This is a genomic window from Arthrobacter sp. zg-Y238 (assembly GCF_024385525.1).
Taxonomy (GTDB): domain Bacteria; phylum Actinomycetota; class Actinomycetes; order Actinomycetales; family Micrococcaceae; genus Arthrobacter_B; species Arthrobacter_B jinronghuae.
In genome coordinates, this window is sequence record NZ_JANFLU010000001.1 from 623,329 (window position 1) to 646,848 (window position 23,520).

General features: G+C 65.0%; 22 protein-coding genes. 19 read left to right on the forward strand and 3 right to left on the reverse strand.

Annotation, left to right across the window (positions count from 1 at the left end):
• Window positions 1-58: 58 nt before the first annotated feature.
• Window positions 59-1,390 carry an acyl-CoA dehydrogenase family protein gene (locus NNX38_RS03125; RefSeq protein ID WP_255796680.1) on the reverse strand — a complete coding sequence of 444 codons (1,332 nt, stop codon included), beginning with the start codon at window positions 1,388-1,390 and terminating at the stop codon, window positions 59-61.
• Between the two features lie 158 nt (window positions 1,391-1,548).
• Between NNX38_RS03125 and NNX38_RS03130 the strand changes: the two genes are divergently transcribed.
• The 14 genes from NNX38_RS03130 to NNX38_RS03195 all read left to right on the forward strand — a co-directional run bounded on the left by NNX38_RS03130 (window position 1,549) and on the right by NNX38_RS03195 (window position 16,220).
• Complete coding sequence (locus NNX38_RS03130) at window positions 1,549-2,247, forward strand: TetR/AcrR family transcriptional regulator (protein ID WP_229950620.1); 699 nt, start codon at window positions 1,549-1,551, stop codon at window positions 2,245-2,247.
• A gap of 25 nt (window positions 2,248-2,272) precedes the next feature.
• Window positions 2,273-2,869, forward strand: a complete 597-nt coding sequence (locus NNX38_RS03135; protein WP_229950618.1) for a TetR/AcrR family transcriptional regulator — start codon at window positions 2,273-2,275, stop codon at window positions 2,867-2,869.
• Window positions 2,870-3,139: 270 nt separating this feature from the next.
• Complete coding sequence (locus NNX38_RS03140; RefSeq protein WP_229950617.1) at window positions 3,140-3,661, forward strand: nuclear transport factor 2 family protein; 522 nt, start codon at window positions 3,140-3,142, stop codon at window positions 3,659-3,661.
• Between the two features lie 2 nt (window positions 3,662-3,663).
• A complete protein-coding gene (locus NNX38_RS03145; protein ID WP_255796681.1) occupies window positions 3,664-4,275 on the forward strand; it encodes an NADPH-dependent FMN reductase in 612 nt (203 codons plus the stop codon).
• Between the two features lie 35 nt (window positions 4,276-4,310).
• Window positions 4,311-5,681, forward strand: a complete 1,371-nt coding sequence (locus NNX38_RS03150; RefSeq protein ID WP_255796682.1) for a hypothetical protein — start codon at window positions 4,311-4,313, stop codon at window positions 5,679-5,681.
• Window positions 5,682-5,794: 113 nt separating this feature from the next.
• A complete protein-coding gene (locus NNX38_RS03155; protein WP_255796683.1) occupies window positions 5,795-7,294 on the forward strand; it encodes an MFS transporter in 1,500 nt (499 codons plus the stop codon).
• A 113-nt stretch (window positions 7,295-7,407) separates the two neighbouring features.
• Window positions 7,408-8,595 carry an acyl-CoA dehydrogenase family protein gene (locus tag NNX38_RS03160; RefSeq protein ID WP_255796684.1) on the forward strand — a complete coding sequence of 396 codons (1,188 nt, stop codon included), beginning with the start codon at window positions 7,408-7,410 and terminating at the stop codon, window positions 8,593-8,595.
• Between the two features lie 41 nt (window positions 8,596-8,636).
• Complete coding sequence (locus tag NNX38_RS03165; RefSeq protein ID WP_229950607.1) at window positions 8,637-9,290, forward strand: nuclear transport factor 2 family protein; 654 nt, start codon at window positions 8,637-8,639, stop codon at window positions 9,288-9,290.
• A 64-nt stretch (window positions 9,291-9,354) separates the two neighbouring features.
• Window positions 9,355-9,855, forward strand: a complete 501-nt coding sequence (locus NNX38_RS03170; protein ID WP_255796685.1) for a flavin reductase family protein — start codon at window positions 9,355-9,357, stop codon at window positions 9,853-9,855.
• 77 nt (window positions 9,856-9,932) lie between these two features.
• A complete protein-coding gene (locus NNX38_RS03175; protein WP_255796686.1) occupies window positions 9,933-10,622 on the forward strand; it encodes a VOC family protein in 690 nt (229 codons plus the stop codon).
• Between the two features lie 3 nt (window positions 10,623-10,625).
• The gene (locus tag NNX38_RS03180) at window positions 10,626-11,477 is read left to right on the forward strand and encodes a fumarylacetoacetate hydrolase family protein (RefSeq protein ID WP_255796687.1); all 852 of its coding nucleotides are present in this window, start codon (window positions 10,626-10,628) and stop codon (window positions 11,475-11,477) included.
• The gene (locus NNX38_RS03185; RefSeq protein WP_255796688.1) at window positions 11,474-13,429 is read left to right on the forward strand and encodes an acetoacetate--CoA ligase; all 1,956 of its coding nucleotides are present in this window, start codon (window positions 11,474-11,476) and stop codon (window positions 13,427-13,429) included. Before NNX38_RS03180 ends, NNX38_RS03185 begins: the two co-directional genes overlap by 4 nt.
• Window positions 13,426-15,003 carry a bifunctional 3-(3-hydroxy-phenyl)propionate/3-hydroxycinnamic acid hydroxylase gene (locus tag NNX38_RS03190; protein WP_255796689.1) on the forward strand — a complete coding sequence of 526 codons (1,578 nt, stop codon included), beginning with the start codon at window positions 13,426-13,428 and terminating at the stop codon, window positions 15,001-15,003. Before NNX38_RS03185 ends, NNX38_RS03190 begins: the two co-directional genes overlap by 4 nt.
• Window positions 15,000-16,220, forward strand: coding sequence for an acetyl-CoA C-acetyltransferase (locus NNX38_RS03195; RefSeq protein WP_255796690.1), 1,221 nt, complete (start codon window positions 15,000-15,002; stop codon window positions 16,218-16,220). The genes NNX38_RS03190 and NNX38_RS03195 overlap by 4 nt, the downstream gene beginning before the upstream one ends.
• A gap of 64 nt (window positions 16,221-16,284) precedes the next feature.
• Here the strand turns inward: NNX38_RS03195 and NNX38_RS03200 are convergent, their stop codons facing one another.
• Together NNX38_RS03200 and NNX38_RS03205 are read right to left on the reverse strand one after the other, a co-directional pair.
• On the reverse strand, window positions 16,285-16,938 hold the full coding sequence (locus NNX38_RS03200) for a nuclear transport factor 2 family protein (RefSeq protein WP_255796691.1): 654 nt from the start codon (window positions 16,936-16,938) through the stop codon (window positions 16,285-16,287).
• Window positions 16,939-16,979: 41 nt separating this feature from the next.
• Complete coding sequence (locus NNX38_RS03205; RefSeq protein ID WP_255796692.1) at window positions 16,980-18,167, reverse strand: acyl-CoA dehydrogenase family protein; 1,188 nt, start codon at window positions 18,165-18,167, stop codon at window positions 16,980-16,982.
• A 270-nt stretch (window positions 18,168-18,437) separates the two neighbouring features.
• On the opposite strand from NNX38_RS03205, the gene NNX38_RS03210 reads away from it, so the two are divergent.
• From NNX38_RS03210 to NNX38_RS03230, 5 genes are all read left to right on the forward strand, one after another.
• Complete coding sequence (locus NNX38_RS03210) at window positions 18,438-19,202, forward strand: hypothetical protein (RefSeq protein ID WP_255796693.1); 765 nt, start codon at window positions 18,438-18,440, stop codon at window positions 19,200-19,202.
• The gene (locus NNX38_RS03215) at window positions 19,202-19,816 is read left to right on the forward strand and encodes a hypothetical protein (protein WP_255796694.1); all 615 of its coding nucleotides are present in this window, start codon (window positions 19,202-19,204) and stop codon (window positions 19,814-19,816) included. The genes NNX38_RS03210 and NNX38_RS03215 overlap by 1 nt, the downstream gene beginning before the upstream one ends.
• A 126-nt stretch (window positions 19,817-19,942) precedes the next feature.
• On the forward strand, window positions 19,943-20,647 hold the full coding sequence (locus tag NNX38_RS03220) for a DUF6308 family protein (RefSeq protein WP_255796695.1): 705 nt from the start codon (window positions 19,943-19,945) through the stop codon (window positions 20,645-20,647).
• 445 nt (window positions 20,648-21,092) lie between these two features.
• Window positions 21,093-22,535 carry an amino acid permease gene (locus NNX38_RS03225; protein ID WP_255796696.1) on the forward strand — a complete coding sequence of 481 codons (1,443 nt, stop codon included), beginning with the start codon at window positions 21,093-21,095 and terminating at the stop codon, window positions 22,533-22,535.
• 73 nt (window positions 22,536-22,608) lie between these two features.
• The gene (locus NNX38_RS03230) at window positions 22,609-23,061 is read left to right on the forward strand and encodes a hypothetical protein (protein ID WP_255796697.1); all 453 of its coding nucleotides are present in this window, start codon (window positions 22,609-22,611) and stop codon (window positions 23,059-23,061) included.
• Window positions 23,062-23,520 lie beyond the last annotated feature (459 nt).

Sequence of the window (23,520 nt, forward strand, 5' to 3'; positions counted from 1 at the left end):
GCGCGGTCCCGGGTGGAATGAAAGCTCCACCCGGGACCGTCAGCGTTTACCGTGCCGGTTACTTCTGCGCACCCTTGTCCTGCAGTCCACCGGCGAACATCTTGAACGGGGGCTGTCCGAGGAGCCGGCGGCCACTGATCTCCGCAAGGGATTCGAGACGCATTGCACCGTGGGAGAGTATGACGCCCGAGTCGCGCGAGTAACGCTGGAGTGGGTTGGACAGTGCCATGCCTGACGACCCCAGGATGCGCAGGAGGAGGTCGATCGCGTCCTTCGCCAGCTGGCCGGCGAAGGCGAGGTCGGTGCAGCCCTGCGCTTCCTCGTCGCCGGTGTAGTCTTCGCCGCGAACCGCGAGATGGTCGATCTCGTCCGCATACTGGAGCACGGTCGCGCCCGCAACGCCGAGAAGCGCCTTTGCCTTACCGGCTGCGACCTGGCTCGATGCCATTTCGGCAATCGTGTCGTAGGGCGGGCTGAACGGCTTCCGTTTTTGCGCGAGCTCCTGGAACACCTCCAGGGCGCCCTCGGCCATGCCGACCAGGGCGGCCATGTTCAATACCGTTGCGGTCATCATGGATGCCCGTGTCTTCGCCTGGTAGGCAAGACCGGCGAACCGTTCCGCTGCACTGTCCAGGTGCATCGGGAGCTCTGACATATCGATGAAGCGGTGGTCGGGCACGAACATCGGCTTGGTTGTGGTGATGGAGTTGGAGTCGGACGCCATCATGCCGGCCACGTGCCAGTCATCAACCGGTTCGATGTCGGCTGGGTCCATCATGAACAATGCATGGCCGCTGCGGTTTCCGTCCGCCCATGCGGCACCGCCGAAAAGCCAGGCGGCGTCGTGATTTCCCGATACGTAGGTCCACTTACCCTCAACGTTCCATCCCCCTTCCACTCTGACCGCCTTGCCCGTCACGGCAGCGAACGTCGAACCCCCGGCGGCCAGCGGGCCGATATGGCCCTGCTGCCGGCTGTAGAGTTCGTCTACCAAGGGCTTGGGGAAGGTGCTGACCATACGGAGGCTGGTGCCGACGAAGAAGGTCCAGTTTGCCGCGGCGTCGCCTCGTCCCAGTGCCCGCGCAATCTCAGCGATGTCGCGGGCACCCAGAGCGGAGCCGCCGTACTCGATGGGGGCACAGGCGCGGTAGAGGCCAAGCTCGGTGAAGGCCTCGACAATCTCCGGGCTGAGTCGGCCGCGGCGCTCGGCCTCGGGGGCGAGCTCCCGAATGCGGTTCTGGAGGGTGCGCACTCCGGCTGCGAGCCGCTTCCCCTCCGCGCTGAGGTACCTGGATGCCGGTGCATCCAGAGGGGTTGACCGCTCAGGGGGAGGCCCCGGGGGGAGGCCCGGAGTCAGCTCGTCAGGTGGCTGGGGAATCGTGTCAGTCATGTCATCTCCGTCTGTATGGCTGGGGTGTACTGTACGGATCAGTGCGCAAGTTGTCCATGCATGTCTTTCCGTACTGGTCGGTCCAGAGCATAGGATGGCGATGAGCGGCTACCCGCAGGTGTGCGGGTTGAGTCGGAGCGTATACAGAGGAGAGCCGAATGCCACGGGCCAAACGAAGCGGTGGGCGCAGCAAGCGCGACGCGGTGCTCGATGCAGCCGTTGAACTGTTGCTGCTCAACGGGTATGACGGCACATCCATGGACGCGGTGGCCGCTCAGGCAGGAGTGTCCAAGACGACGGTCTACGCGCACTTCGCGGACAAGCTCGAGCTCTTCAAAGCTGTTCTGCAGCATGGAAGCATGGAGCTCGGGCAGCGGTTGCGCGAGCTTCGGCAGCGCGACGGATCAGGCGAGGGGTCCGCTGAGGATCGGCTGGTTGGCGCCCTGGTCGCGGCGACTAGGGCCGGCACTGGCGCACAGGCAATCGCGTACTTCCGCGTGATGATCGCTGAGCACAACCGGCGCCGTGAGATCCAGGCTGCGTTCAACACCATCCCGATGCCTGACGTCTCGGACATCATCAGCATCATCGCGCAGCTGCTCGTTGACTATGGCTCCGAGCACAACTTCGAAGTTGATCGGCCGGAGGCGCACGCCTCAATGCTCCTGCGGATGACGGTGTCCGGCATCGAGTTCGATGCACTGATCTCAGACTTCGACGTCTCCGACGAGCTGCTCGAAGCCCATGTCGAATACATTGTGCGTGTCTTCCTGCGCGGGCTGCGTCCGATTGCGGGGGAGCAGGACTTGGTGCTGAAACCCGGCTACGACTATCCGTGGGGCCCGGCGCTGGGCTAAGAATGACGGGAGAGAGGTTGCGACGGTGAGTGATCCCGCTGAACGGCCTCGGCACAGCCGACTCTCACCGCACCGTGAGGCGGAGATCCTCGCCGAGACCCTTGGCCTCCTCGAGGAGGTCGGTTATGAAGGTCTAGCCATGCCCGCCGTGGCGAAACGCTCCAAATGCAGCACGGCGACGATCTATCGCCAGTGGCACGGCAAGCCGGGCCTGGTGATGGCCGCCCTCCGTTCACACTCCCAACTGGAGGAGCCGGTCGATGTGGATACCGGCACGTTACGCGGCGATCTACTCGCCGTCATGGAGCAGATCGCCCATGTGGCTGAGTCCGAAATGACGCTCCTCGCGGCCCTCGCCCACGCGTCGATGCGCGATGAGGCACTCGCGGAGACGATGCGTGAGCAGATCTCGGCTCCTGCGGGTTCCCCGCTCGACCGCGCCATCGACCGCGCCGTCGAGCGTCGGGAGATCTCCGTCGATGCGACCGTTCGGCGGTACTGCCATCACGCGTTCTTATCCATGCCGCTCGCCAAACATCTGGCGGAGGGGACATTTCCGGACCGCGAGTATTTGGCCGGCTTCGTCGACACGATTCTGATCCCGGTGCTCTCGCACCGCTGACACTTCACCTCTCGCCCCGACGTCGCCCATGCCCTCCACATCGCTCCGGCGGCAACCCCTCCCGAAAACGGGTCGTCGGCGGCAAAACCAGCCGGAGCCGACCGGCCAACCGACTCATCTCCTGCGCCGGGAGCAGGCTTCGAACGTGACGGGGGTTGCGCTCCCTGTGACGTGGCAGTAGCGTGACCCTCGAGCTGATCGAAACGATGGCGTTTCGATGCGGTGTCTGCCCCTGACGCGACGCCGACAGCTGCAGAGAGGATCCGCACCATGGCTGGATTTACCGTCATCAATGGAATCGCAGAGATCAGTGATCCCGCGATTTATCAGAACTGGCTCGACAATGAGGAGTTCAAGGCAGCGGTCGCTGCCGATTCTTCGCCGGAACGCACCGCGGTCAAGCGCCTGCTTATCGACTTCGAAGCAGACATGGCCCGTATTGTCCGCGACGACAAGGTGCAGGAACAGGTCGTCGAGGTCATGACCAGATACGCCGCGGAAGACTACGTCCAGCACGACCCGAACGCGGCCGGTAACGGCCTCGAGAAGCTCATTGAACACTTCCGGCATGTGCCGGTCGTTGGTGAGATCCCGCCGCCGGTGGTGGGCGTCATCCTCGATGGCGAGGTTGCCTGCCTCATGATGCGAAAAGTCGTCCCCGATCCCGTCATTCCGGAGGCCTCCTACGACTGGAACATCCTCACCGTTTTTCGGGTGCACAACGGCAAGCTTGCCGAGCATTGGAGCACTTTCCGCAAAGCGGTCCCCGGCCAGGATCCGCTGGGGGACTGACGATGCCCAAACTGCAGATCATTGTCGGCAGCACTCGCCCCGGCCGCCTCGCCGGACCCATAGCAAAGTGGGCCTTCGAGCGAGCGGTGGCGGATGGGAGATTCGAGGTAGAGCTCGTCGACATCGCGGATTATGAACTGCCCGTCCTCGACGAACGCCACCACCCTGTCCTGGGACGCTACGAGCATGGGCACACGCAGAGGTGGGCCGCGAAAATCAGGGAAGCGGACGCGTTCATCTTCGTTTCACCGGAGTACAACTACGGGCCGTCGGCCGCCCTGCTGAATGCCTTCGACTACCTCGGGCGCGAGTGGACGTATGCTCCCGTCGCCTTCGTCAGCTACGGCGGCATCGCGGGAGGTCTCCGCGCAGTACAGGTCATGAAACAGATCGTCACGACTGTTCGCATGATGCCGCTGCCGGACGGTGTCGTACTGCCGCTTGTTATGCAGAACTTTGAGGCCGGCGACTTCGTGCCGCCGCCTTCCGCCCAGGGTGCCGTCGCACCGATGCTGACGGAACTGCTGCGGTGGACGCATGCGCTGGGGCCGCTCCGTGCCGAAGGCCCGCCGCCCCCGACGCTGCCGTCGGGTCCGGTCGCACCCCGCCCCTGATCACGGAAGCCTCAAAGAAGAGATTGGATCCCTCGATGACAACATCACGCACAATGCCGCCGGCAGGTATCCCCAACGGAGAGCCGATCCTGCCGGACGGGCCTTCCACCACCAGGGCGAAGTTCCCCGAGTCGCCGTACCTGAGTGATGAGGGTCGCCGAATGCGGGACGAGATTGTCCAGCTCCTCCCGTTGCTGCGCCAACAGGCCGCCGAGGGGGAAGCGCTCGGCGCACTGACTCCTGCCACCCTGGAGGCGGTGAATCGGGTCGGTGCCTTCAAAATCACGATCCCCACAGAGTTGGGCGGCTACGCACTCGGGGCCCGCGACACTGCGGAGGTCGTGCGGACACTCGGCCTGGGCGATGCGGCAGCCGCCTGGCTGGTAATCGTCTCGAGCGCAACCCGGAACATCCTTGGATTCGATGCGAAGCTCCGCGACGAAGTACTTGCGGGAATCGACGAATGGGTCGGTCCGCTCGTGTTCGGTGCGACCGTCTTCGCACCGAAGGTCGGCGACGGCCGCAAGGTGGCCGGCGGCTACCAGGTGAAGGGCAAGTGGTCGTTCGGCAGCGGCAGCAAGCACGCTGCCTGGGGCTCCGTTGGTTTCGAGTATGACGACCCGGCAAGCGGCGAGCGGCGACGCGCAATGGGTGTCCTGTCCAGGGACCAGTACACGATCGTCGACGACTGGCATGTCATGGGGCTTCAGGCAACGAACTCGAACAGCATCCGGGCGGACGAGGAGATCTTCGTCCCCGACTACCGCGTCGTCCACACCGCTGACCTTCCGCGTCTGAGCGATTCACTTCGCGGCGCCTACTCGGGGTTGGGCTTCAAGCACGGAGCGTTCGGGATGATGATCGGCAGCAGCGGCGCGTTCGCCGCCTTGGCCATCGGGATCGCACAGGGGGCACTGGACTCGTTCCTTGCGCAGGCCGCGAAGCGTCCGCCGTTCAATCTGCCCTACCCGACTATGTCGGAAATGGCCTCGATCCAGATGGTCGCCGGCAAAGCGCGTGCGGCCATCAACTCGGCGGACGCCGTTCTCGCCCGGCACATGGACGAGGCGGATCGGCGGGCGCTCGCAGGTGAGGACTATCTCCCGTCTGAAGAACCCGAAATCACGATGGATCTCGTCCACCTGATCCACCAGTGCCTCCACACAGTGGACGGGCTCCTCCTCGCTCTGGGATCGTCGGCGGTTTCCCTCTCCAATCCGATCCAGCGCGCGGTCCGGGACATCCACGTCCTGGCCACGCATGGGGCGTTCCGGATCGATCCGATGGCTGAGATCAATGGCCGGGCGATGTTCGGTCTTGCACCTTTTCCGATGATGGCGGCGATAAGTTCGCCCGTCACTGCGCCCAAGGGCGGGCGTCCTCCGGCAGTACCCCCGCGCCACTAAGTCGTGTCCCGGGGGTTCGCCCTCGTGCCCCAGCAGGTGAAAGCGCAGGCGTCAAGGTCGACGCCGGCGACAACCGACCACAAGGAGTCCCGATGCAGAAAGATCATCCAGTTGTGCCGGCGTCGAGCGTTCCGCAGCCCGTGCCCCTGCTCGACGACGCAGCGAAAATCAGCTTCAAACAATACGCCGTCGACTTCCTGAAGGCCCCGGGTCGGGCCAAGGCGGCGCTGATCGGCAGTCTTCTGCTGGTCGCCGTGAGTCCTGCAGCCCTGGCTGCGATGACCCCCTTTATTGTTCCGGCCTACGCGATGAGCACAGGTACACGGCCGCAGGACGGGATACTTCTGTTCGTCAGCATTCCGCTGCTCGTCGGACCATTGTTCCTTCCCTTCCTCGGACGCTGGGTCGACCGCCACGGCGCCCGGACGGTCGCTTTGCCGTCCATCATTCTCTATGCGGTTTTTATGGCCTTGGTTCCGGTCGCCGGCACCACCACATGGCTGCTCGGTGTGCTTCTTACCCTCACAGCAATCTGTGGCTTCAGCGCGAGCCTGGGGGTGGTGTTCAAAGTCATCTCCGGGTGGTTCCCGGCGCATCGTGGTATTGGTTTCGGCCTCGTCGGCGTGACGTCCGGCGTGATCGCAGCGATCTCATCTCCTCTGTTCCAGTGGCTTATTAATGGGAACGCCGCGCCCCAGACAGGTGGGGTACCCCCGGCAGGCGAGGCGCCGGCGGGAGCCGAGCCCCCCGCAGACTCCGGAAGCGGCGGTCTGGTTCCGCCTGGCGACGCGGGCGGTGCGCCTATGCCTAGCGTCGACGCCGGGGTCTTCGCGGGGCTTGGCTGGGACGGCACCTACCTCGTCACCGCCATCGCGGTCGCCGTCATCGGAATCCCCACCGTGCTCTGGCTCATCTCCGAGCCCAAGGTCACTGCGCACGTTCCTCTGCCCAAGGCAGTCGACGCTTCTCTTCCGGGGGTGCCGTTCCGGAAGGCGATTTTGACACGACCGTGGATTCTACTCATCCTCTTCCTCGTCCTCGCTGGGACCGGGCCTATCGCGATGCGTCAGAACGCAGTGGATTTCTTCGGTCAGTCCGGTGTCAATCCCGCCGCCGTCTCGGTCTCGCTTTCGGTACTCGCCAGCACGTCAATCATTGGACTGCTTGCCGGGGGTACCACTCTCGACCGCACACGCCGCCCGTGGGTCGTGGCGCTGCTTCTCCTCGGCGCACCGCTGGGTCTCCTGCTCGCACTCGGTAACGGTGGTTCCCTGGTGCTCGTCTATCTCTCTATGGGACTGCTCGGCATCATCGCGGGCGTGGAGTCGGCCCTGGGTCCGGCGCTGATCGCCAAGTATTTCGGGATGAAGTCCTTCGCAGCGCTCCAAGGCATGACGCTCGCGGTTACGGGTGTTGCGCTTGCGGCGTCCCCGTACCTCTTCAGTGCGCTTCAGGCAGCTACGGGAAGCTACGCCGCGCCGATGCTCGTACTCGTTGTGCTGGGCGTCATCGCGGTAGCGTGCGCCGCCCTTCTGCCGAAGTTCCCCGCCCCGTGGACGGGACCTGCCGTTCATAACGAGGAAACGCTGGTCGAGCCCCGACCTGCTGACTGAGTCCCCGATACGTCACCCCGCTGGCGGACACCCGCCGGCATCCGTGACGCGAGCAGCCATCTCACCACTCTCTCTATCACCCACGTCCCATCACCAAGAAAAGGTTCCCCGTTATGTCCCCTCTGCTTACCGCCCCCCTCCCTGCCGAACTCCTGTCGAATGCCGAAGCACTGGTGCCCCTGCTGAGGGAGCGTGCGGCCGAGACCGAGGAGCTTCGCCGCCTCCCGGACGAAACGATCTCCGACTTCGAAAGGGCAGGCCTATTCAGCGCGATGCTCCCAGCCACGCTGGGCGGCTCCCAGATCGACCTCATCGAGTACGTGGACATCGTCCGGACCCTGTCCCGGGGCGACGCGTCAGCCGGGTGGGTCGGCGCGTTCCTCATGGCCCACAATCTCCTGCTCGCTCGTTATGGGGCACAGGCGCAGGCCGACTTCTTCCAGGGCGGCACGTACGCGCTGGCAGCGGCGGCGGCCACCCCTCCCGGAACGGCGGTGACGACCGAGGGCGGCTACCTGGTCAGCGGTCGCTGGCGCTTCGCCTCCGCTGTGATGCACGCCCAATGGGTGATGGTCAGCGCCGTATCTCCATCCGGGCCGCTCTCGGTGGCGGTGCCCATCGAGGACGTGACGGTGATCGACACGTGGCAGGTCCCCGGTATGAAGGGCACCGGGAGCAACGATGTAGAGGCAAAGGACGTCTTCGTTCCCGCGCACCGAACGATTGAGTTCGCGTTGTTCTCCGCTGACTCGGAACGGGCTGCTGCGCTACACCCCGGTTACCCGCTCGCTGCGTACCCCGTCAACCGCATTCTGCCCGTCATCCAGGCTGCAGTTGCGCTCGGCACCGCGGATGCGGCCCTGGAGCTGTTCCGTGGAAATGCCGGTAAGCGTGTCCGCATGCAGACCGGGCAGCGAATCGTGGATGAGCCGCTGGTGCGATCGGCATACGCCCACGCCTGGGACCTGCTGCACGTCGCGGAGCTGCAGATGAGGGACGCACTCGAAATGACGGCCGCCATCTACGGGCCTGAGCGCTCGCAGGAGGCAAGCCTTGAGAACCGCGCCGTGATCAACCTGGGTCTCACCGGGGCGGGCACCAAGGCATTTGCTGCAGTGGACCTGGTGGTGCGCTCGTCGGGGGCCTCTATCTTCCGCACGGGTGACCCGCTGGAGCGCATCTGCAGGGATGTGCAGGTCATCCGCAATCATGCGTCCGCAGATTTCATGACCATGAGCGCTGTTGCCGGCGGTGTCCTCCTCGGGCAGGATCTCGGCGACTTCCCCGAGCCCCTCTTTTAATCGACGTCGCCCCTCCATCCCCTCCGTTACGAAAGGGCATCATGTCCGAACTCGCAGATATCACCCGCCGACTGGAGCGCCTCGAAGCTGTTCATGAAATCGAAAACCTCATGGGGCGCTATGCGTTCTACCACTCGGCCTATCGGGATGACCTGATTCCACCGCTGTTCGCGGACCGGGAGGACCTGGTTGTGGAGATGCCGTTCGGTACGTTCACCGGGCCGGACGCCGCCCGGAGAGCGTGGGCGCCGCCCCCGATGAAGGCGCCCTCGCGCGATCTGACCGGTGAGTACGTTGAGCACCTGCTCACGACTCCGGTGGTGGAAGTTGCCCAGGATGGGCGCACCGCTTCGGCGGCATGGATCTCACCGGGCGCCGAGGCGCATCACCTCGGCTGGGTCGAAGGCAACCCGCTTCGGGCGCTTTGGTACTGGGGACGTTACTCGGCGGATTTCGTCCGTGAAGACGATGCCTGGCGGCTCTGGCACTTCCGGCTCTCGGCCACCTTCATCACGGACTACAGCGCCAGCTTCACGGATGCCGCTGCGCAGCTGATCCCGCCTCTGCCGCCCTACGACGAGAACGGACCAGATGCTCCGCCCCGCGGTCAGGTGCCCTACTCGCCGGTCTGGGACCCCCGTGAGCTCCCGCTCGCCCCGGAGCCGTACGACACGTTCCCCGGTCCGCCGGAATAAACCCATTGCGCTTATCTGCACTACACCGTACAGTACGACTATGAATCTCAATGAGGAGGTACCGGTGGATACGCATACAGAAGTTTCCGTTGATCCGCAGGCATTCCGGGCAGCCATGGGAGCCGTCGCCACGCCCGTCTCCATCGTGACGACCACTCTCGGTGTCCCGCATGGGACAACGGTCAGTGCGTTCGCATCGTTGTCGCTGGATCCACCGATGGTCCTCGTGTCGCTTCAACACGACTCAGACCTGCTCGAGTTGATCACGCGGTCCGGGCGGTTCGGTCTCAATGTCCTCGCCTTCGACCAGGCGGGGATCGCCTCGACCTTCGCAAGGCGTGGTCTCGACCGGTTCGCCGGCGTGGATTGGGTGATGGATCAGGGATTGCCGCGTATTGCCGGCATCGCGTCGTGGGCAGCGTGCCAGGTCGTGGACCTGGTGCGGGCGGGGGATCACACGATCGTGACGGGTCTCGTCGGTGCTGCGGACAGCTTCGATGTCGCCGGCCTCGTTTATCAGCACCGCCGGTTCGGTCACTTCACCCCCGTGGAGCCGGCGGCCTGAGGGCCCTCCTTACAAAACCGAGCCGCAAGTACAGCAATGAATCGGCTGCAGCGCAGCCGCCGAGTGAAGGAACAATGATGTCCCAGTCCGTCTATGCCACCACGCCGAAACCGCGCCCTATCCGCGCCCCCAAACTCCACCACGCGACCTTCATGACCATGGAGATCGACCCCATGGTGAAATTCTACGAGGCCGTTTGCGGCCTCCAGCCGATCTTCTACTCGGAGAACGCCGCCTGGCTGGTTAACGATGAGGCGAACCACCGCATCGCACTTCTCCGCATTCCCGGCACGGTCCCGCCGGTGGACAAACCCCACTCGGCCGGGATCCACCACACGGCGTTCGAATACCCCGACTTCGACTCGTGGCTGGACAACTACGTCCGCCTGCGGGACCAGGACATCCTGCCCGCCTTCAACATGGACCATGGCATGACGATGTCCATGTACTACACCGACCCGGACGGGAACGGCATCGAGATCCAGGTGGACAACTTCCATGACTGGGGCAAGTCGAGCGAGTGGATGTGGGCATCACGCGAGTTCGCGGAGGACCAGCTCGGACCGCAGTTCGACCCGGACAAGCTGGTTGCCGCACGCGAGGCGGGGATGGATCACGAGGAGATTCACCGCCGGGCTTATGCCGGTGAGTTCCGTCCCGCCGTCGAGGTTCCCAACCCGTCGTTCCCCGACCGTTGGGCAGAGAAGATCGCGGCGAACCCCGAGCTCCTGCGCGGAGTTCCCTTCCCGCTCGCAGCGGAGGCCTGACACATGCGTATAGCCAACCTGAATGGCCGTGCCTCCCTCGTGACCGAGGGGGGAGCAGTCGACATCGCCAAAGCCTCCGACGGCGCTTTCGGGCCTGACCCGATGGATGTCTACGAGCGCTGGAGTGACTTCGCCGCCTGGGCGGCCGCGGCCGCCCTGCCGGCGGCTGTGCCCTTCGAGCCGGCCGATCTCGGCATCCCGGTCCCGAGGCCTCCGCAGGTGCTCGCCATCGGCGTGAACTACAAGGACCACGCCGCCGAGGCCAACATCCCGGCACCCGATGACCTGATCGTCTTCACGAAGTTCCGCTCCAGCCTCGCAGCGCCCAACGCACAGGTCGAACTGCCAAGCGACGACGTCGATTACGAAACCGAGATTGTCGTGGTTATCGGTAAGGAAGGCCGCCGGATCGAGAAGGCCGATGCATGGCAACATGTGGCCGGCATCGCCGTCGGACAGGATTATTCGGAGCGCACTGTGCAGCGCCGTCCCCCCGTACCGCAGTTCTCGATGGGCAAGTCGTTCCCGAATTTCGGACCGTTCGGACCGTACGTGGTCACACCGGACGAATTCCCGAACCGGGACTCCATCTCGTTCCACGCGGTGCTCGAGCGCCCGGGCGAAGAGACGATCACTCTTCAGGACGGCGACACGGATCAGCTGTTTTTCCCGATTGACGAGAGTATCCACAGGCTCTCGCAAATCGTGACGCTGCTGCCCGGTGACATCATCTTCACAGGCACGCCCGCGGGTGTGGGCCTCTCGCGCGGGATACTGATGCGGCCGGGCTATCGCCTCACCAGCACCCTCGACGGCTTCGGCTCGTTTACGAACGAGTTCACCGCGGCATCGTGACCGAGACGTCCGGGGCGCCCGAAGTCACCTGGGCGCCCACCGAGGAGAGCATCCGGAACACCCAGATGTGGGCCCTCCGTGAGCTCGCCCTCGAACGCCACGGGGTGCTCCTCGACGACTACCCTGCCTTCTGGCGGTGGTCGGTCGAGGAGCCCGGGGAATTCTGGGATCTCGTACGTGAGCATGCGGGCCTGATAGGCGACGGGCTGGTGGGACCTGCCCTTTCGGAGCGCCGCATGCCCGGTGCGGTCTGGTACCCGGAGGCGCGGCTGAACTATGCCGAGAACGTCCTGCGGCATGCGGACACCCGGCCGGACGAGGTGGCGATCGTAGGACTGTCCGAGGACGGGCGCATCGAGTGGACCTGGGCCGGTCTCCGTGATCGTGTCGCGGCCCTCGCCGCCCGCCTCCGCGGCCTCGGCGTCGAGCAGGGCGACGTCGTCGCGGGCGTCTTTCCGAACATCCCCGAGGCGATCGCTGCGATGCTCGCGGCCGCGTCCCTCGGCGCGATCTGGTCGGTGTGCTCGCCCGACTTTGCCAAACCTGCCATCGTCGACAGGCTGGCGCCGCTCGAGCCCCGCGTGCTGCTGGGTTTCTCCGGCTACACGTTCAAGGGCCGCGCGGTCGACTCCCGGCCGCTGGTGGACTCGGTCGGCTCCGCGCTGCCCACGGTGACCGACGTCGTGTACCTCGACGACCTCGATGCCTTGCCGCCTGCACCCGCGGACTACCGGCGCCTCCCGTTCGACCACCCCTTGTGGGTCCTCTTCTCCTCCGGAACCACCGGCACGCCGAAGGGAATCGTGCACGGACACGGCGGAATGCTGCTCGAATCCGCCAAGGGAATCGGGCTGCAGTTCGACCTCGGTCCGGGTGACCGCTATTTCACCGCAGCGAACACCTCCTGGATGGTGTGGAACACTCTTCCGAACACGCTCAGCGTGGGGGCATCAGTGGTTACCTTCCCCGGTGCGTCCGTGTGGCCGGACGCCGACCGCCAGTTCGCACTCGTCGCTGAGACGCAGGCGACGATGCTCGCCACCGGGGCCGCATATCTCGCCCTCGTGGAGAAGTCCGGGCTGCGCCCGGGAGACCGTTACGACCTCTCGTGCCTGGACACGATCATGTCAACGGGATCGGTTCTCGCCCCCTCGACCTGGCGCTGGGTCCACGCCGCGGTCAAGGCCGACGTCCACCTGTCGAGTGATTCCGGCGGCACCGATATCTGCAGCGGTTTCATCGGGGGCAACCCGTGGCAGCGCGTGCACCTCGGTGAACTGCAGGGACCGACGCTCGGAACTCCCGTCCAGGTCCGCGCGGAGGGCGGCCGGGAGGCGGCGGACGACGAAGTGGGCGAGCTCGTGCTGACCGGGCCGATGCCGTCAATGCCGGTCCGCTTCTGGGGCGATGAGGATGGCGCCAAGTACCACGCGGCGTACTTCGAAGCCGACCCGTCCGTCTGGACGCACGGCGACTGGATCAGCCGCACCCCGCGCGGGGGTGTGGTGGTGCACGGAAGATCCGACGCGACGCTCAACCGCGACGGCGTGCGGCTCGGCAGCGCGGAGATCTACGCCGCGCTGCAAACCCTGGATGAAGTGCGTAACGGCGTCGTTCTGGGGATCGAAATGCCGGGCGGGCGGTACTGGATGCCGCTGTTCGTCGAACTGGCCGACGGCGTCGAACTCAGCGACGACCTGGCCGCGCGGATCCGGACCGCGATCCGTTCCCGAGCGACGGCGCGGCACGTTCCGGACGCGATCGAGGCAGCGCCGGGCATTCCCGTCACGTACTCCGGTAAGCGGATCGAGGTGCCCTTGAAGAAGGTGTTCCTGGGGTATGACCAGGCCAAGGCGGTCAACCGCGGATCGCTGCAGAACCCAGGCACGGTCGACTGGTTCGTCCAGCGGGCCCGAGTATTCAACGAACAGAATGGAATCGAAGCCAAATGAGCGACAACGATGTCGATGTGCTTGTTGTGGGGCAGGGCGTGGTTGGGCAACTGACCTCGCTCTACCTTGCACAGCGCGGGTACCGGGTGCTGGCCGTTGAGCAGCACCGCGAGCCGTATTCTCTGCCGAGGGCCGTCCATTACGACCCGGATGTCAACCGATTCCTAGCCGGAGTAGGCCTGGATGCGGAGGAGCAGGCCACATTCAGCGAGCCTGCCCTGAGCTACGACTGGCTGACTGCCGATCGGAAGCTCCTGCTGACCTTCCCCGCACCCCTCGACGGGCCGCAGGGCTGGCCGGAGTCCACGATGTTCGCCCAGCCCGACCTCGAAGCCGCGCTGCGGCGGCACCAGGAGATGGCCGAAGAGCTCGAGATTCGCTGGGGGACCGCTCTTACCGGGTTTGACCAGGATGCCGAGGGGGTATCGGCGTTCATCCACGGCCCTGCCGGCGGGGCCACGGTCCGTGCCAAATTCCTCGTGGGATGCGACGGTGCCAACTCAGCTGTGCGGGAACTCGCCGGGCTGGCAATGACGGATCTGGACTTCAGTTCGGACTGGCTGGTGATGGATCTCCAGATGGCCGAGCGTGAATGGACGCCCGAGAACGGCCAGATCTGCGACCCCCTGCGTCCGACGTCTGTCGTCTCCGGTGGTCCTGGCCGGCGCCGCTTCGAATTCATGCTGATGCCCGGGGAGGACGCTGCGGCATTCGCCAGCACGGAGAACGCCTGGGAACTTGTCGCTCCCTGGGAGGTCACTCCCGAGAAGGCGGACCTCGAGCGCCTGGCGATGTACACGTTCAACGCGCGGTGCGTCACCGAATGGAGCCGCGGGCGCGTGTTCGTCGCCGGCGACGCCGCGCACCAGATGCCGCCCTTCTTCGGGCGGGGCATGGTGTCGGGGGTCCGGGATGTCGCGAACCTCGTGTGGAAGATTGACCACGTGCTGAGCGGGCTCGCACCGCTCAGTCTGCTCGACACCTATGGGAGCGAGCGGGGTGCGCACGTTCAGCATGCGCTGATGATGTCGCTCGAACTCGGCCGGATGATCTGCGAGACCGACCCCGCCAAGGTCGAGGCGCGCGACACCCACTTCCTCAGTGCCGGGCCGTTCCCCTGGAATGCACTTCCTCCCATGCCCCCGGAGATCCTCGGTCCGGGCTTCTTCCCCGGCGGTGCGCCCGGGTCCGATCCGGTCGCCGGCCGAATCGGCGTGCAGGGACGGTTGCGTGGCCTCGACGGCAGCGAGACGGCCGCGGACCGGATTACCTGGGGTGAGTTCGTGGCCTTCGTCGACGGGCGCGTGGTGAGTGAGGACGATGCGGAGCGTATCCGTGCGGCCAAACCCGCCGGATTCCCGTGCAAGGTCATCGAGGTCATGCCCGCCGACACCGCGGCCCGCAACCGGCACAGCGGCAGCGACGTCGATGGCCGATACGGGGAGGTCTTCGATACGGCCGTGGCCGTCGTCTACCGTCCCGACTTCCACGGGTTCGCCTCTGCAAAGACCGTTGACGACGCCGTAAACCTCATGGCCGCCCTTGAACCAACCCACCTACGGGAGTCCGCATGACCATCCTCACTGACAACGACGCCGTCATTGTCTCCATTGCCCGTACCGCCATCGGCCGTGCCCGCAAGGGCGGACTCGCCGACGTGCGCGGCGACGAACTCGCCCGCCAGGTCTTCGCCGGCGTCATCGACCGTGTACCAGGATTGTCCATCGACGACGTCGATGACCTGATGCTCGGCACGGCGGCCCCCGACGGGGAACAGGGTTTCAATATGGCCCGGGTCGTGGCGACGCTGCTCGGTTACGACACGCTGCCGGGCACGACTGTGAACCGCTTCTGCGCGTCCTCGATCCAAACCACCCGGATGGCGTTCCACGCCATTAAGGCCGGCGAAGGGGACGCGTTCCTCGTCGGAGGTACCGAGTCGACATCGCACGCGGCCCCTCCGGCCGGGGCGGGCAATGCCGCGTTCGACGCAGCGGCCGAACGCACCGCGCAGGCGATGCTGTCGGGGGCGTCGTGGCACGACCCGCGCACCGACGGCGCTATGCCCGACGCCTATATCCAAATGGGTCACACGGCTGAGTATGTGGCGCGGCTGACCGGAGTCAGCCGGGCCGATCAGGACGCCTTCGCTGCGCGCTCGCAGCGCCTGGCAGGGGAAGCGCAGGCCAGCGGCTACCTGGCGCGGGAGATCGTGCCCGTGGTGCGGCCGGACGGGTCAATCTTCGACCAGGATGACTCGCTTCGTCCGGGGACCACGGCGGAGGTGCTGGCCGAGCTGAAGCCCGTGTTCTCGCCCGTCGGAACGGTCACGGCAGGCAATGCCTGCCCGCTCAATGACGGTGCATCCGCCGCAGTGGTCGTCTCCGGACGGTATGCGAAGGCGCACGGTCTGCAGCCACTGGCACGCATCGTCTCGACCGCTGTCTCAGGTCTGTCGCCGGAGATCATGGGGCTCGGACCCGTGGAATCGTCGCGGCGGGCGCTGCGTCGGGCCGGCCTGACCATCGCCGACCTCGACCTGATTGAGATCAACGAGGCATTCGCCGTCCAGGTCGTTGCTTCTGCGAGGGAGCTCGGGATCGACATGGACCGCCAGCTCAACACGCACGGCGGGGCGATTGCCATTGGACATCCCTTCGGTGCGACCGGCACCCGCCTCATCGGCACGCTGATCAACGGCCTGTCGACCGAGGACAAGACGCTTGGCATGGCCACGCTGTGCGTCGGCGGCGGGCAGGGAATGGCAATCGTGCTGGAACGCCTCAGCTGATCGGCAGAACGGAAAGCGGCCGGGGGAATTATTAACCCGGCCGCGGTTAGGTGTTTCGGCGGGGTTATAAAAGGGGCACATACACCAACGTGGCGTAGGGCTCGGGTGCGTGCACGAGTTCCTTGGGATCCCACGACGGGGTGTACTCGACCTGGAATCGCGGAGCACTGTCCGGTCCACCGTTCCCGATCGGCGCTGGCGGTCGGGGGAGGCTGCCGTCCGTGAAGCTCTTGTAATAATCGGCAACGAACGTGAGGGAGTTCCGGTACTTCCAAATCTTCCAGGCACCATCTTCCTTGCGGAAGACCAGGTGGTAGCGGCCCCAGTACCAGAACCCGTGGAGGGGATTGCCCTCGACCCAACCGAGGTGGTGAGCCTCGGCGCCCGGCGTGATCCACGCGGCCTTCGCCGTTTCGAGGTCATCGGCAACCTCGATGACGGGTGTGGACAGGAGGTGCTCGACGTACTCACCGCTGAGGTCGCGGGGCGGGAGGCCCTCGTCGAGCGCGCCGACGAAGCAGCGCTGCGCGGCGTCGGAACCGGTGTAGCGGCCGAACGGGAGTTCGATCACGGTGTCGGGCCGTGTGCTGAAGTACGGCACAATCGGTTCGTTCGCGTATGCGGAGTGGAGGAACTCAATCCTTCCCATGATGTTCGAGATCTCGATGTAGGCCTCGGTTCGGGAAATCCGGCGTTCAAGTGCAGCAATGTCGGTCATGCGGTCTTCCTTATCAGTAGGTGGAGGGCAGTCGGGTCGACTTAGAACATGGGCTCGGCGTAGTCGCCGATACCAACACCGAGCAGCGCGCCGCCGGCGACGGACGCCATGGTTTCGAAGTCGACTGCGGCGTGATTGCGCATGACCTGTGTATCGCGGACGATCCGCTCCAGCGGGTCGCCGGTGCGGAAGATGGAGGCACCGGCTGCCCGCACCACGAGGTCGATGGCTTGGAAAGCTTTCTGCCCGGATCCGGTCAGCCCCAGATTGATGCGGGCGCGGTCTGCGAGCGACGCGGGACCGGTTGAGTGCCGGCCGTAAACCCGGTCAGTGTGCGCAAGTGCGTCGTGTAGCTGGAGACCAGCGACCTGTACTAGGTCCCATGCCTTGCCGTAGGTCTGGCGGGTGATCGGCTCGTCGATCTGCTTCTGCTGCGTCTGCATCCGGACCCGCTTACCGAGACCGCCCGCGAAGAGCTCGAGGGCCGCGTCTGCGGTTCCGATCGCGACAGCGGAATGGATGAGGTTGAGCGTGCGGTTCATGGGGTAGCCGATGAGCGGGTATTCAGTCAGTGCCGCACCCTCGTTGTGCTCCGACGAGTATGTGGGGAAGGAAACCGTGCGGTGGCGGGGAACGAAGAGTCCCTCTACCTTGATGTCGTTGGAGCCCGTCGCCTTCATTCCGGGGACGTGCCAGGTGTCGACGATCTCCGTCTCACTGACGGGTACCACAACGCTGAGAGGGCCATCGGGGGACATTGCACTGAGTGCGGCCCACTCAGCGTGTAGAACACCCGAACCGAAGCGCCAGGTGCCGGAGAGGCTATATCCGCCCTCCACAGGGGTTGCGGCTCCGGGCGGGCCCGCAGCGGCGACGGTCAGTCCGTACGGTTTTTCCGCGAAGAACTCGCCCTGTGCTTCCGCGCCGTAGCGATAGAGGAGGGTCGAGTGCGAGATGAGGAATGCGGCGATCCAGCCGGCAGAGGCATCGCCCCGCGAGAGGACGCGGACGAGGTCGGCGAACTCGCTGAGGCCGAGTGCGGAGCCTCCGTGTTCGGCGGGCACCATCGCTGTGAAGAACCCGGCGGATTTGAAATCCTCGATGGTCTCATCGAGCTGCCGTCGGAGGTTCTCGGCCTCGGATGCGCGCTCCCGTAATAGCGGGACCAGCTTTTCCGCGCGGGCGATGAGCTCGCTTGCTGTGGGGGCGGTCGTTGTCGTCGTCGACATCGGTATACCTCTCGTGGGTGACGTGATAACCGAACTATACTGTACGTACCAGTTCAGTAGTACACAATCGTCTCCCGGTGTTCAGCGTTGCGGAAACTGCGGCGGCGAGTCCAGAGCGATCACCCCTGGCCGATGCCGTGAGATGTCCTTCCCCTTACGGATGGGTCTCGGCTGCCGAATGTATATAGGGGCGTGCATCCGAAAGCGGTCGCGCGTGCGGCAGCGGGTGTGCGCACCCGCCTCGATCCGCACCAGCGAAAAGACCCACGAATGTCGCAGCAGCACCCCAGTCAGTCCACCCCGGAGCAGCCGCCGGTTGCAGAACCAGAAACCGCAGAGATGGTGACTGCCGGCTCAGTACCTCCTCCGCCGCCTGCCCCGGAAACCGATACCCCGGCGTCCCTGCGGGGTAGGAAAGCACGAGGAGACCGGCTCAAGGCCACGAACCCGGCGGACGAACCGCGGGCGGACCGACAGGCGGCGAAGCGCAAAGCCGCACGGATCTGGCTGGCGGCTGCCGGCGTCGTACTGCTTGCCGGCGGCGCTGTAGGTGGACATTTCCTGACCGACCCGACCCGGAGCGAGGAATACATCGCGCTTTCGGAAGAATCGGCGCAGCGCCAGTCGATGCTCGAGAAGTCCCAGGACGACTACAGCGTCATGAAGGAGGACTACAACAAGCTCTCCAGCGGCATGTACGCCCGGGAGATGAAGGTAGGGGAGCGAGAAGAAGCTGCCGCAAAGGCCGAAGCCGATGTGGAAAAGCGGGAATCTGCTGTCTCCGCCGCGGAGAAGCAGAAGGCAGCTGACACTATCAGCGACGGGACCTGGACGGTGGGCACCAACGTTTCGCCGGGGACCTACACAACCGCGGCTGACGTCGGCTCCAGCTGCTACTGGGGAATTTACCGAAGCGGTTCGAACGGCGACGACATCCTGCAAAACGATCTCCCCGGCGGAGGCAGGCCCACTGTCACCCTGTCCGAGGGCCAAGACTTCAAATCCAGCCGATGCGGAAAGTGGGAGAAGCAGTAATGACGCAGGATGACGCACCGTATCCGCATCCGCAGAACCCTGCCGGTGGCACGGAGAGTGCGCGGATGAAACCCATGCCGCCGCTGCCTCCGGCCCCTCCCGCTCCTCCCGCGCAGTCCGGGACCGGACCGGAGAATCGCGCGGCACTGCCGTTCGGTATGACGCCGTACCCGCCTACGGTCCAGTTGCCTCCGTCGCGGCGGAACTACGCGTTGTTCGCCGGTGCTGGACTTGTTGTTGGTCTGGGCGCGGGGCTCCTGCTTGCGCAGATTGATATGTCCGGGTCCCCCGAGCCTTCCACCGTACTGTTTGACGCGGTGGAGAGTTGCGGTGTCAGCGGCCATACGGGCATAGAGCTTGGCGACGAGGGACAGAGCCTCACGATGGACAGCGCGGGCACTGACTACCTCGACGAGGGGACCGAACTATCAGAAATCAATTGTGTTCTCCGTGGGACAGACATGCCCGATAGCGTCAGCAGTCGGATGGACAATACGAGGGCCTTGGACGGACGGCAATTCGCCGAGTGGAATGGTATATCCGCCTCTTGGAACTACCACCCGGACACCGGAACAAATGTGGTCCTAGAGATAATGGCGCCTGCCGAAAAATAGCCACGACTGGCGGTTGCCGCCTGCGTTATGCCGTAAGCGTCCCCTCCGGACTTCGGAGGGGGCGTTTATTATCGACGGATTGGGGGGAGTGACTGCTGCCCTGTCGACTATTGGGGGATCCATACCGTGCACATTCCAGAAATACTGACCGAAGAGCAGACCGACAACGCCGTTACGTTGCTCAAGAACTACTACACCGAACCCGTTTCCAAGGGCCGGGTCCGCACCGGAGCGCGCTTCGACACCTGGGCCGGAGGTGGAGACGCACCCGAGGTCGTCAACACCATCTCGGCCGACGATATGCTCGCCGCCTCTTTCCTCTCCGTTCGCTTTTCCCCGACGGCGGTCATTGGCGTCCTTGAGACGCGCCGCGAAGACATCACCGCGCTGCTTGCCCAGATCCCCGTTGATCTGGACCTGACGGCCCTCAGTCGCGACGAAGTGGAGAAAGTCCTCGGTGAAGATGGCCCGGCCTGGCAGCTCTGGAACATCCTCCGCGGAAAGGATCTCCAGAAGAAGGAAAAATGGGGAATTGGACCAACCAAGGCGAGCAAGCTGCTGGCCCGGAAGCGTCCCCGACTGATCCCCATCTGGGACTCAGTGGTGAAGAACGAGACGAAGCTGAAGGGCTCCCTGACCCAGTGGGATGACTGGTACGAGGCGCTCACCCAGGACAGCGGCGCTCTCGGCCTCCACCTCGATGAAATCCAGCGCCGCGCAGAGCTCCCGCACCCCGTTTCCCGGCTCCGCGTCATGGACGTGGTTCTGTGGATGCACGGTACCGGCGGCGGCGCGACCCAGCCCCCGACCGGCGAAGACGAAGAAGCTTAGCCCCCTCAATGTGCATCTACTGAGCAGATAACGGGGTTATCCCCGCCGGATAGCCCCGTTATCTGTACAACCGGCGCGGCTGTGCCCCGGTATCTGTACAACCGGCGCGGCGAAACCCCGTTATCTGTACAACCGGCGCGGCGAAACCCCGGTATCTGTACAACCGGCGCCGCCCGCACGTTCATAGTGCAGTTGATGCAGCCTCCCGGCTGGCCCGGGGGCATCTACTGCACTATGAACGCGCCAGAGCCAGTGAATCGCGCAGAACTTCCCACCCAAATGGGGCTTCGCACAGAACGTAAACCCTTGTGAAGTGCCGATGTGACCGCAAACACAAATTGCATTAGCGTTGTTCTTCCGTCAACGCAGCCGGAGCCACTCTCCGCACCCATGCTGCGTCATCACTTGCCCCCTTGAGGCGGCACGACATGGAAAGGGGTGCCGGGTGGGAACCTCGCTCCACGAAACCGAGCCCTCGCTCAAGAAAGTCCTCGGCCGGATTGACGTTTTGGCGCTCGGTTTCGGCGCAATGATCGGTTTCGGCTGGGTGGTGCTCACCGGCGACTGGCTGATCAATGCCGGCACCCTCGGCTCGGTGCTGGCCATGCTGACCGGCGGCGTCATTATGGCGGTGGTCGGACTGACGTACGCCGAGCTCTGCGCGGCCATGCCCAAGGCCGGCGGCGAGCACAACTACATCATGCGGGCTATGGGTCCGCGGACCTCCTTCATCGGATCCTGGGCCATCATCGGCGGCTATGTGACCATCGTGGCATTCGAAGCCGTGGCCCTGCCCCGCACCGTGCAGTACATCTTCCCGGACCTCAGCCAGATTCACCTGTGGACCGTGGCGGGCTTCGACGTGCACCTGACCTGGGCGCTGGTAGGTGCGGTTGCCGCCGTCGTAATCACCTGGATCAACATCCGCGGCGTGAAGGAAGCGGGCGTGGTGCAGACCTTCGTGGTGCTTTTCCTGCTGGCCATCGGGCTGGTGATGATCGCCGGGTCCTTCGCCGGAGGGTCCGTGGCCAACATGGAGCCGTGGATCAACAACGGCATGACCGGGTTCTTCGCGGTCCTGGTGGTGGTGCCCTTCCTGTTCATCGGCTTCGACGTGATTCCGCAGTCCGCCGAGGAAGTGAACATCCCCGCCAAGCAGATCGGCAAGCTCGTAGTTGTCTCCGTGGTGCTGGCAACCATCTGGTACCTCATGGTGGTGCTGACCACTTCGTCGGCTATGTCTGCCGGAGACCTGGCGCAGACGGACATAGCGACGGCGGACGCCGTCGGGGCCATGTTCGGCTCGGACATCATGGCCAAGATCCTGATTGCCGGCGGCATCGCAGGCATCCTCACGTCGTGGAACTCGCTGTTGATGGGCGCTTCCCGGCTGATGTATTCCCTGGCCCGTTCCGGCATGCTCCCGGCCTGGTTCGGCCGCCTGCATCCGAAGTATCACACCCCGCACAACGCCCTGCTGTTCATCGGGGCACTGAGTTTCCTTGCCCCGTTCGGCGGCGCGGAGATGCTCGGCTGGCTGGTGGACTCCGGGGCGCCCAGCATCGTGCTGGCCTACACCCTGGTAGCGATTTCGTTCCTCATCCTGCGCCGCCGCGAACCGGCAATGGACCGTCCGCTGCGGATCGGCGGGCGCGGCAACGGCGGCATCGCCATCGGTATTGCCGCCGCCGTCTTCGGCCTGGCCCTGTTCAGCCTCTACATGCCGGGCATGCCTGCGGCGTTGGGCGTCGAGCCGTGGGTACTGTTCGCCGCCTGGTGGGTGGTCGGTCTGGTCTTCTTCTTCCGGGTGCCGACCGGCATCAAGGCGGGGCCCGACGCCGAGGAGCACCTCCTTGCCGGTCTTCGGTCCCGCGTGCGGCAGGGCTGATTTGGGCGGGCCGTTTTCTTTGCCGGCGGAAGTCCGGACCGAATAACTTAACGCCGACAATGATGGGGGACGAATGACACTGAACAGGATGCTCACCGACGAGGAAGTCTTCGCAGAGCACCGGAGGCTCCTGGCCCGGGGCGAGAAGCGATTCCTTCATCGGACGGAGTTTGGCAATCTCCACAGCTACGCCCCGGACGAACTCGGGTTCCGGCCGGACGGTGCTCCGCCGTCGGACCACCCCAATTCCTGGGTGGTGGGGGTGCTCCTCCTCATCCTGTATTTGGTGTTCATTCTCTTTTTCGCCGGGGTTGGCCTTTTCCCGTCAGACGACTGGGTCTTGAGAGTGACCGCACTGATTCTCGTGGCGGTGATGCTCGGTTGTTCCTTCCGGCTTGTTGCGGCGACCCGAAGGGAATACCGGGCTGCGAGGGTGCGGAAGCAGCTAGGGCTTCCGCGGCCCGGCCGCCAGGGTGCGGTAGCCCTGCCGGACGTTGTCGATGGGCGTTTCGGTTTCCGGCGCTGACCGGACGTCGCCCGCTGCACAGGGATCCTCGTCGCGGAGGGGGCTGGGGCTGTTTCCGAAAATCCGGTGTACAGATAACGGGCCTATGCCGGCCGAATAACCCCGTTATCTGTACAACCGACCCCGGTAAGCCCCGTTATCTGTACAACCGGCGCCGCTAAGCCCCGTTATCTGTACACCGGACGAGGGTAAGCCCCGTTATCTGTACAACCGACGCCGCCCGCACGTTCATAGTGCAAGTAGATGCTGCCTCTGGACCGGCCAGAGGACATCAACGGCACTATGAATGCGTCCGGCCGCTGAAGCCCCGGCAGAACGTCAAGCCCACCCGGCCCGGCCCGCCCCGGCTCACCCCGCCCCCGGCTCACCCCGCGGCCCGCCCCGCCCCAAGCCCACCCGTCACCCCGCGGCCCGCCGCACCCCGCCCGTTGCAAAAACATCACGTTAAGCCGGGTTTGG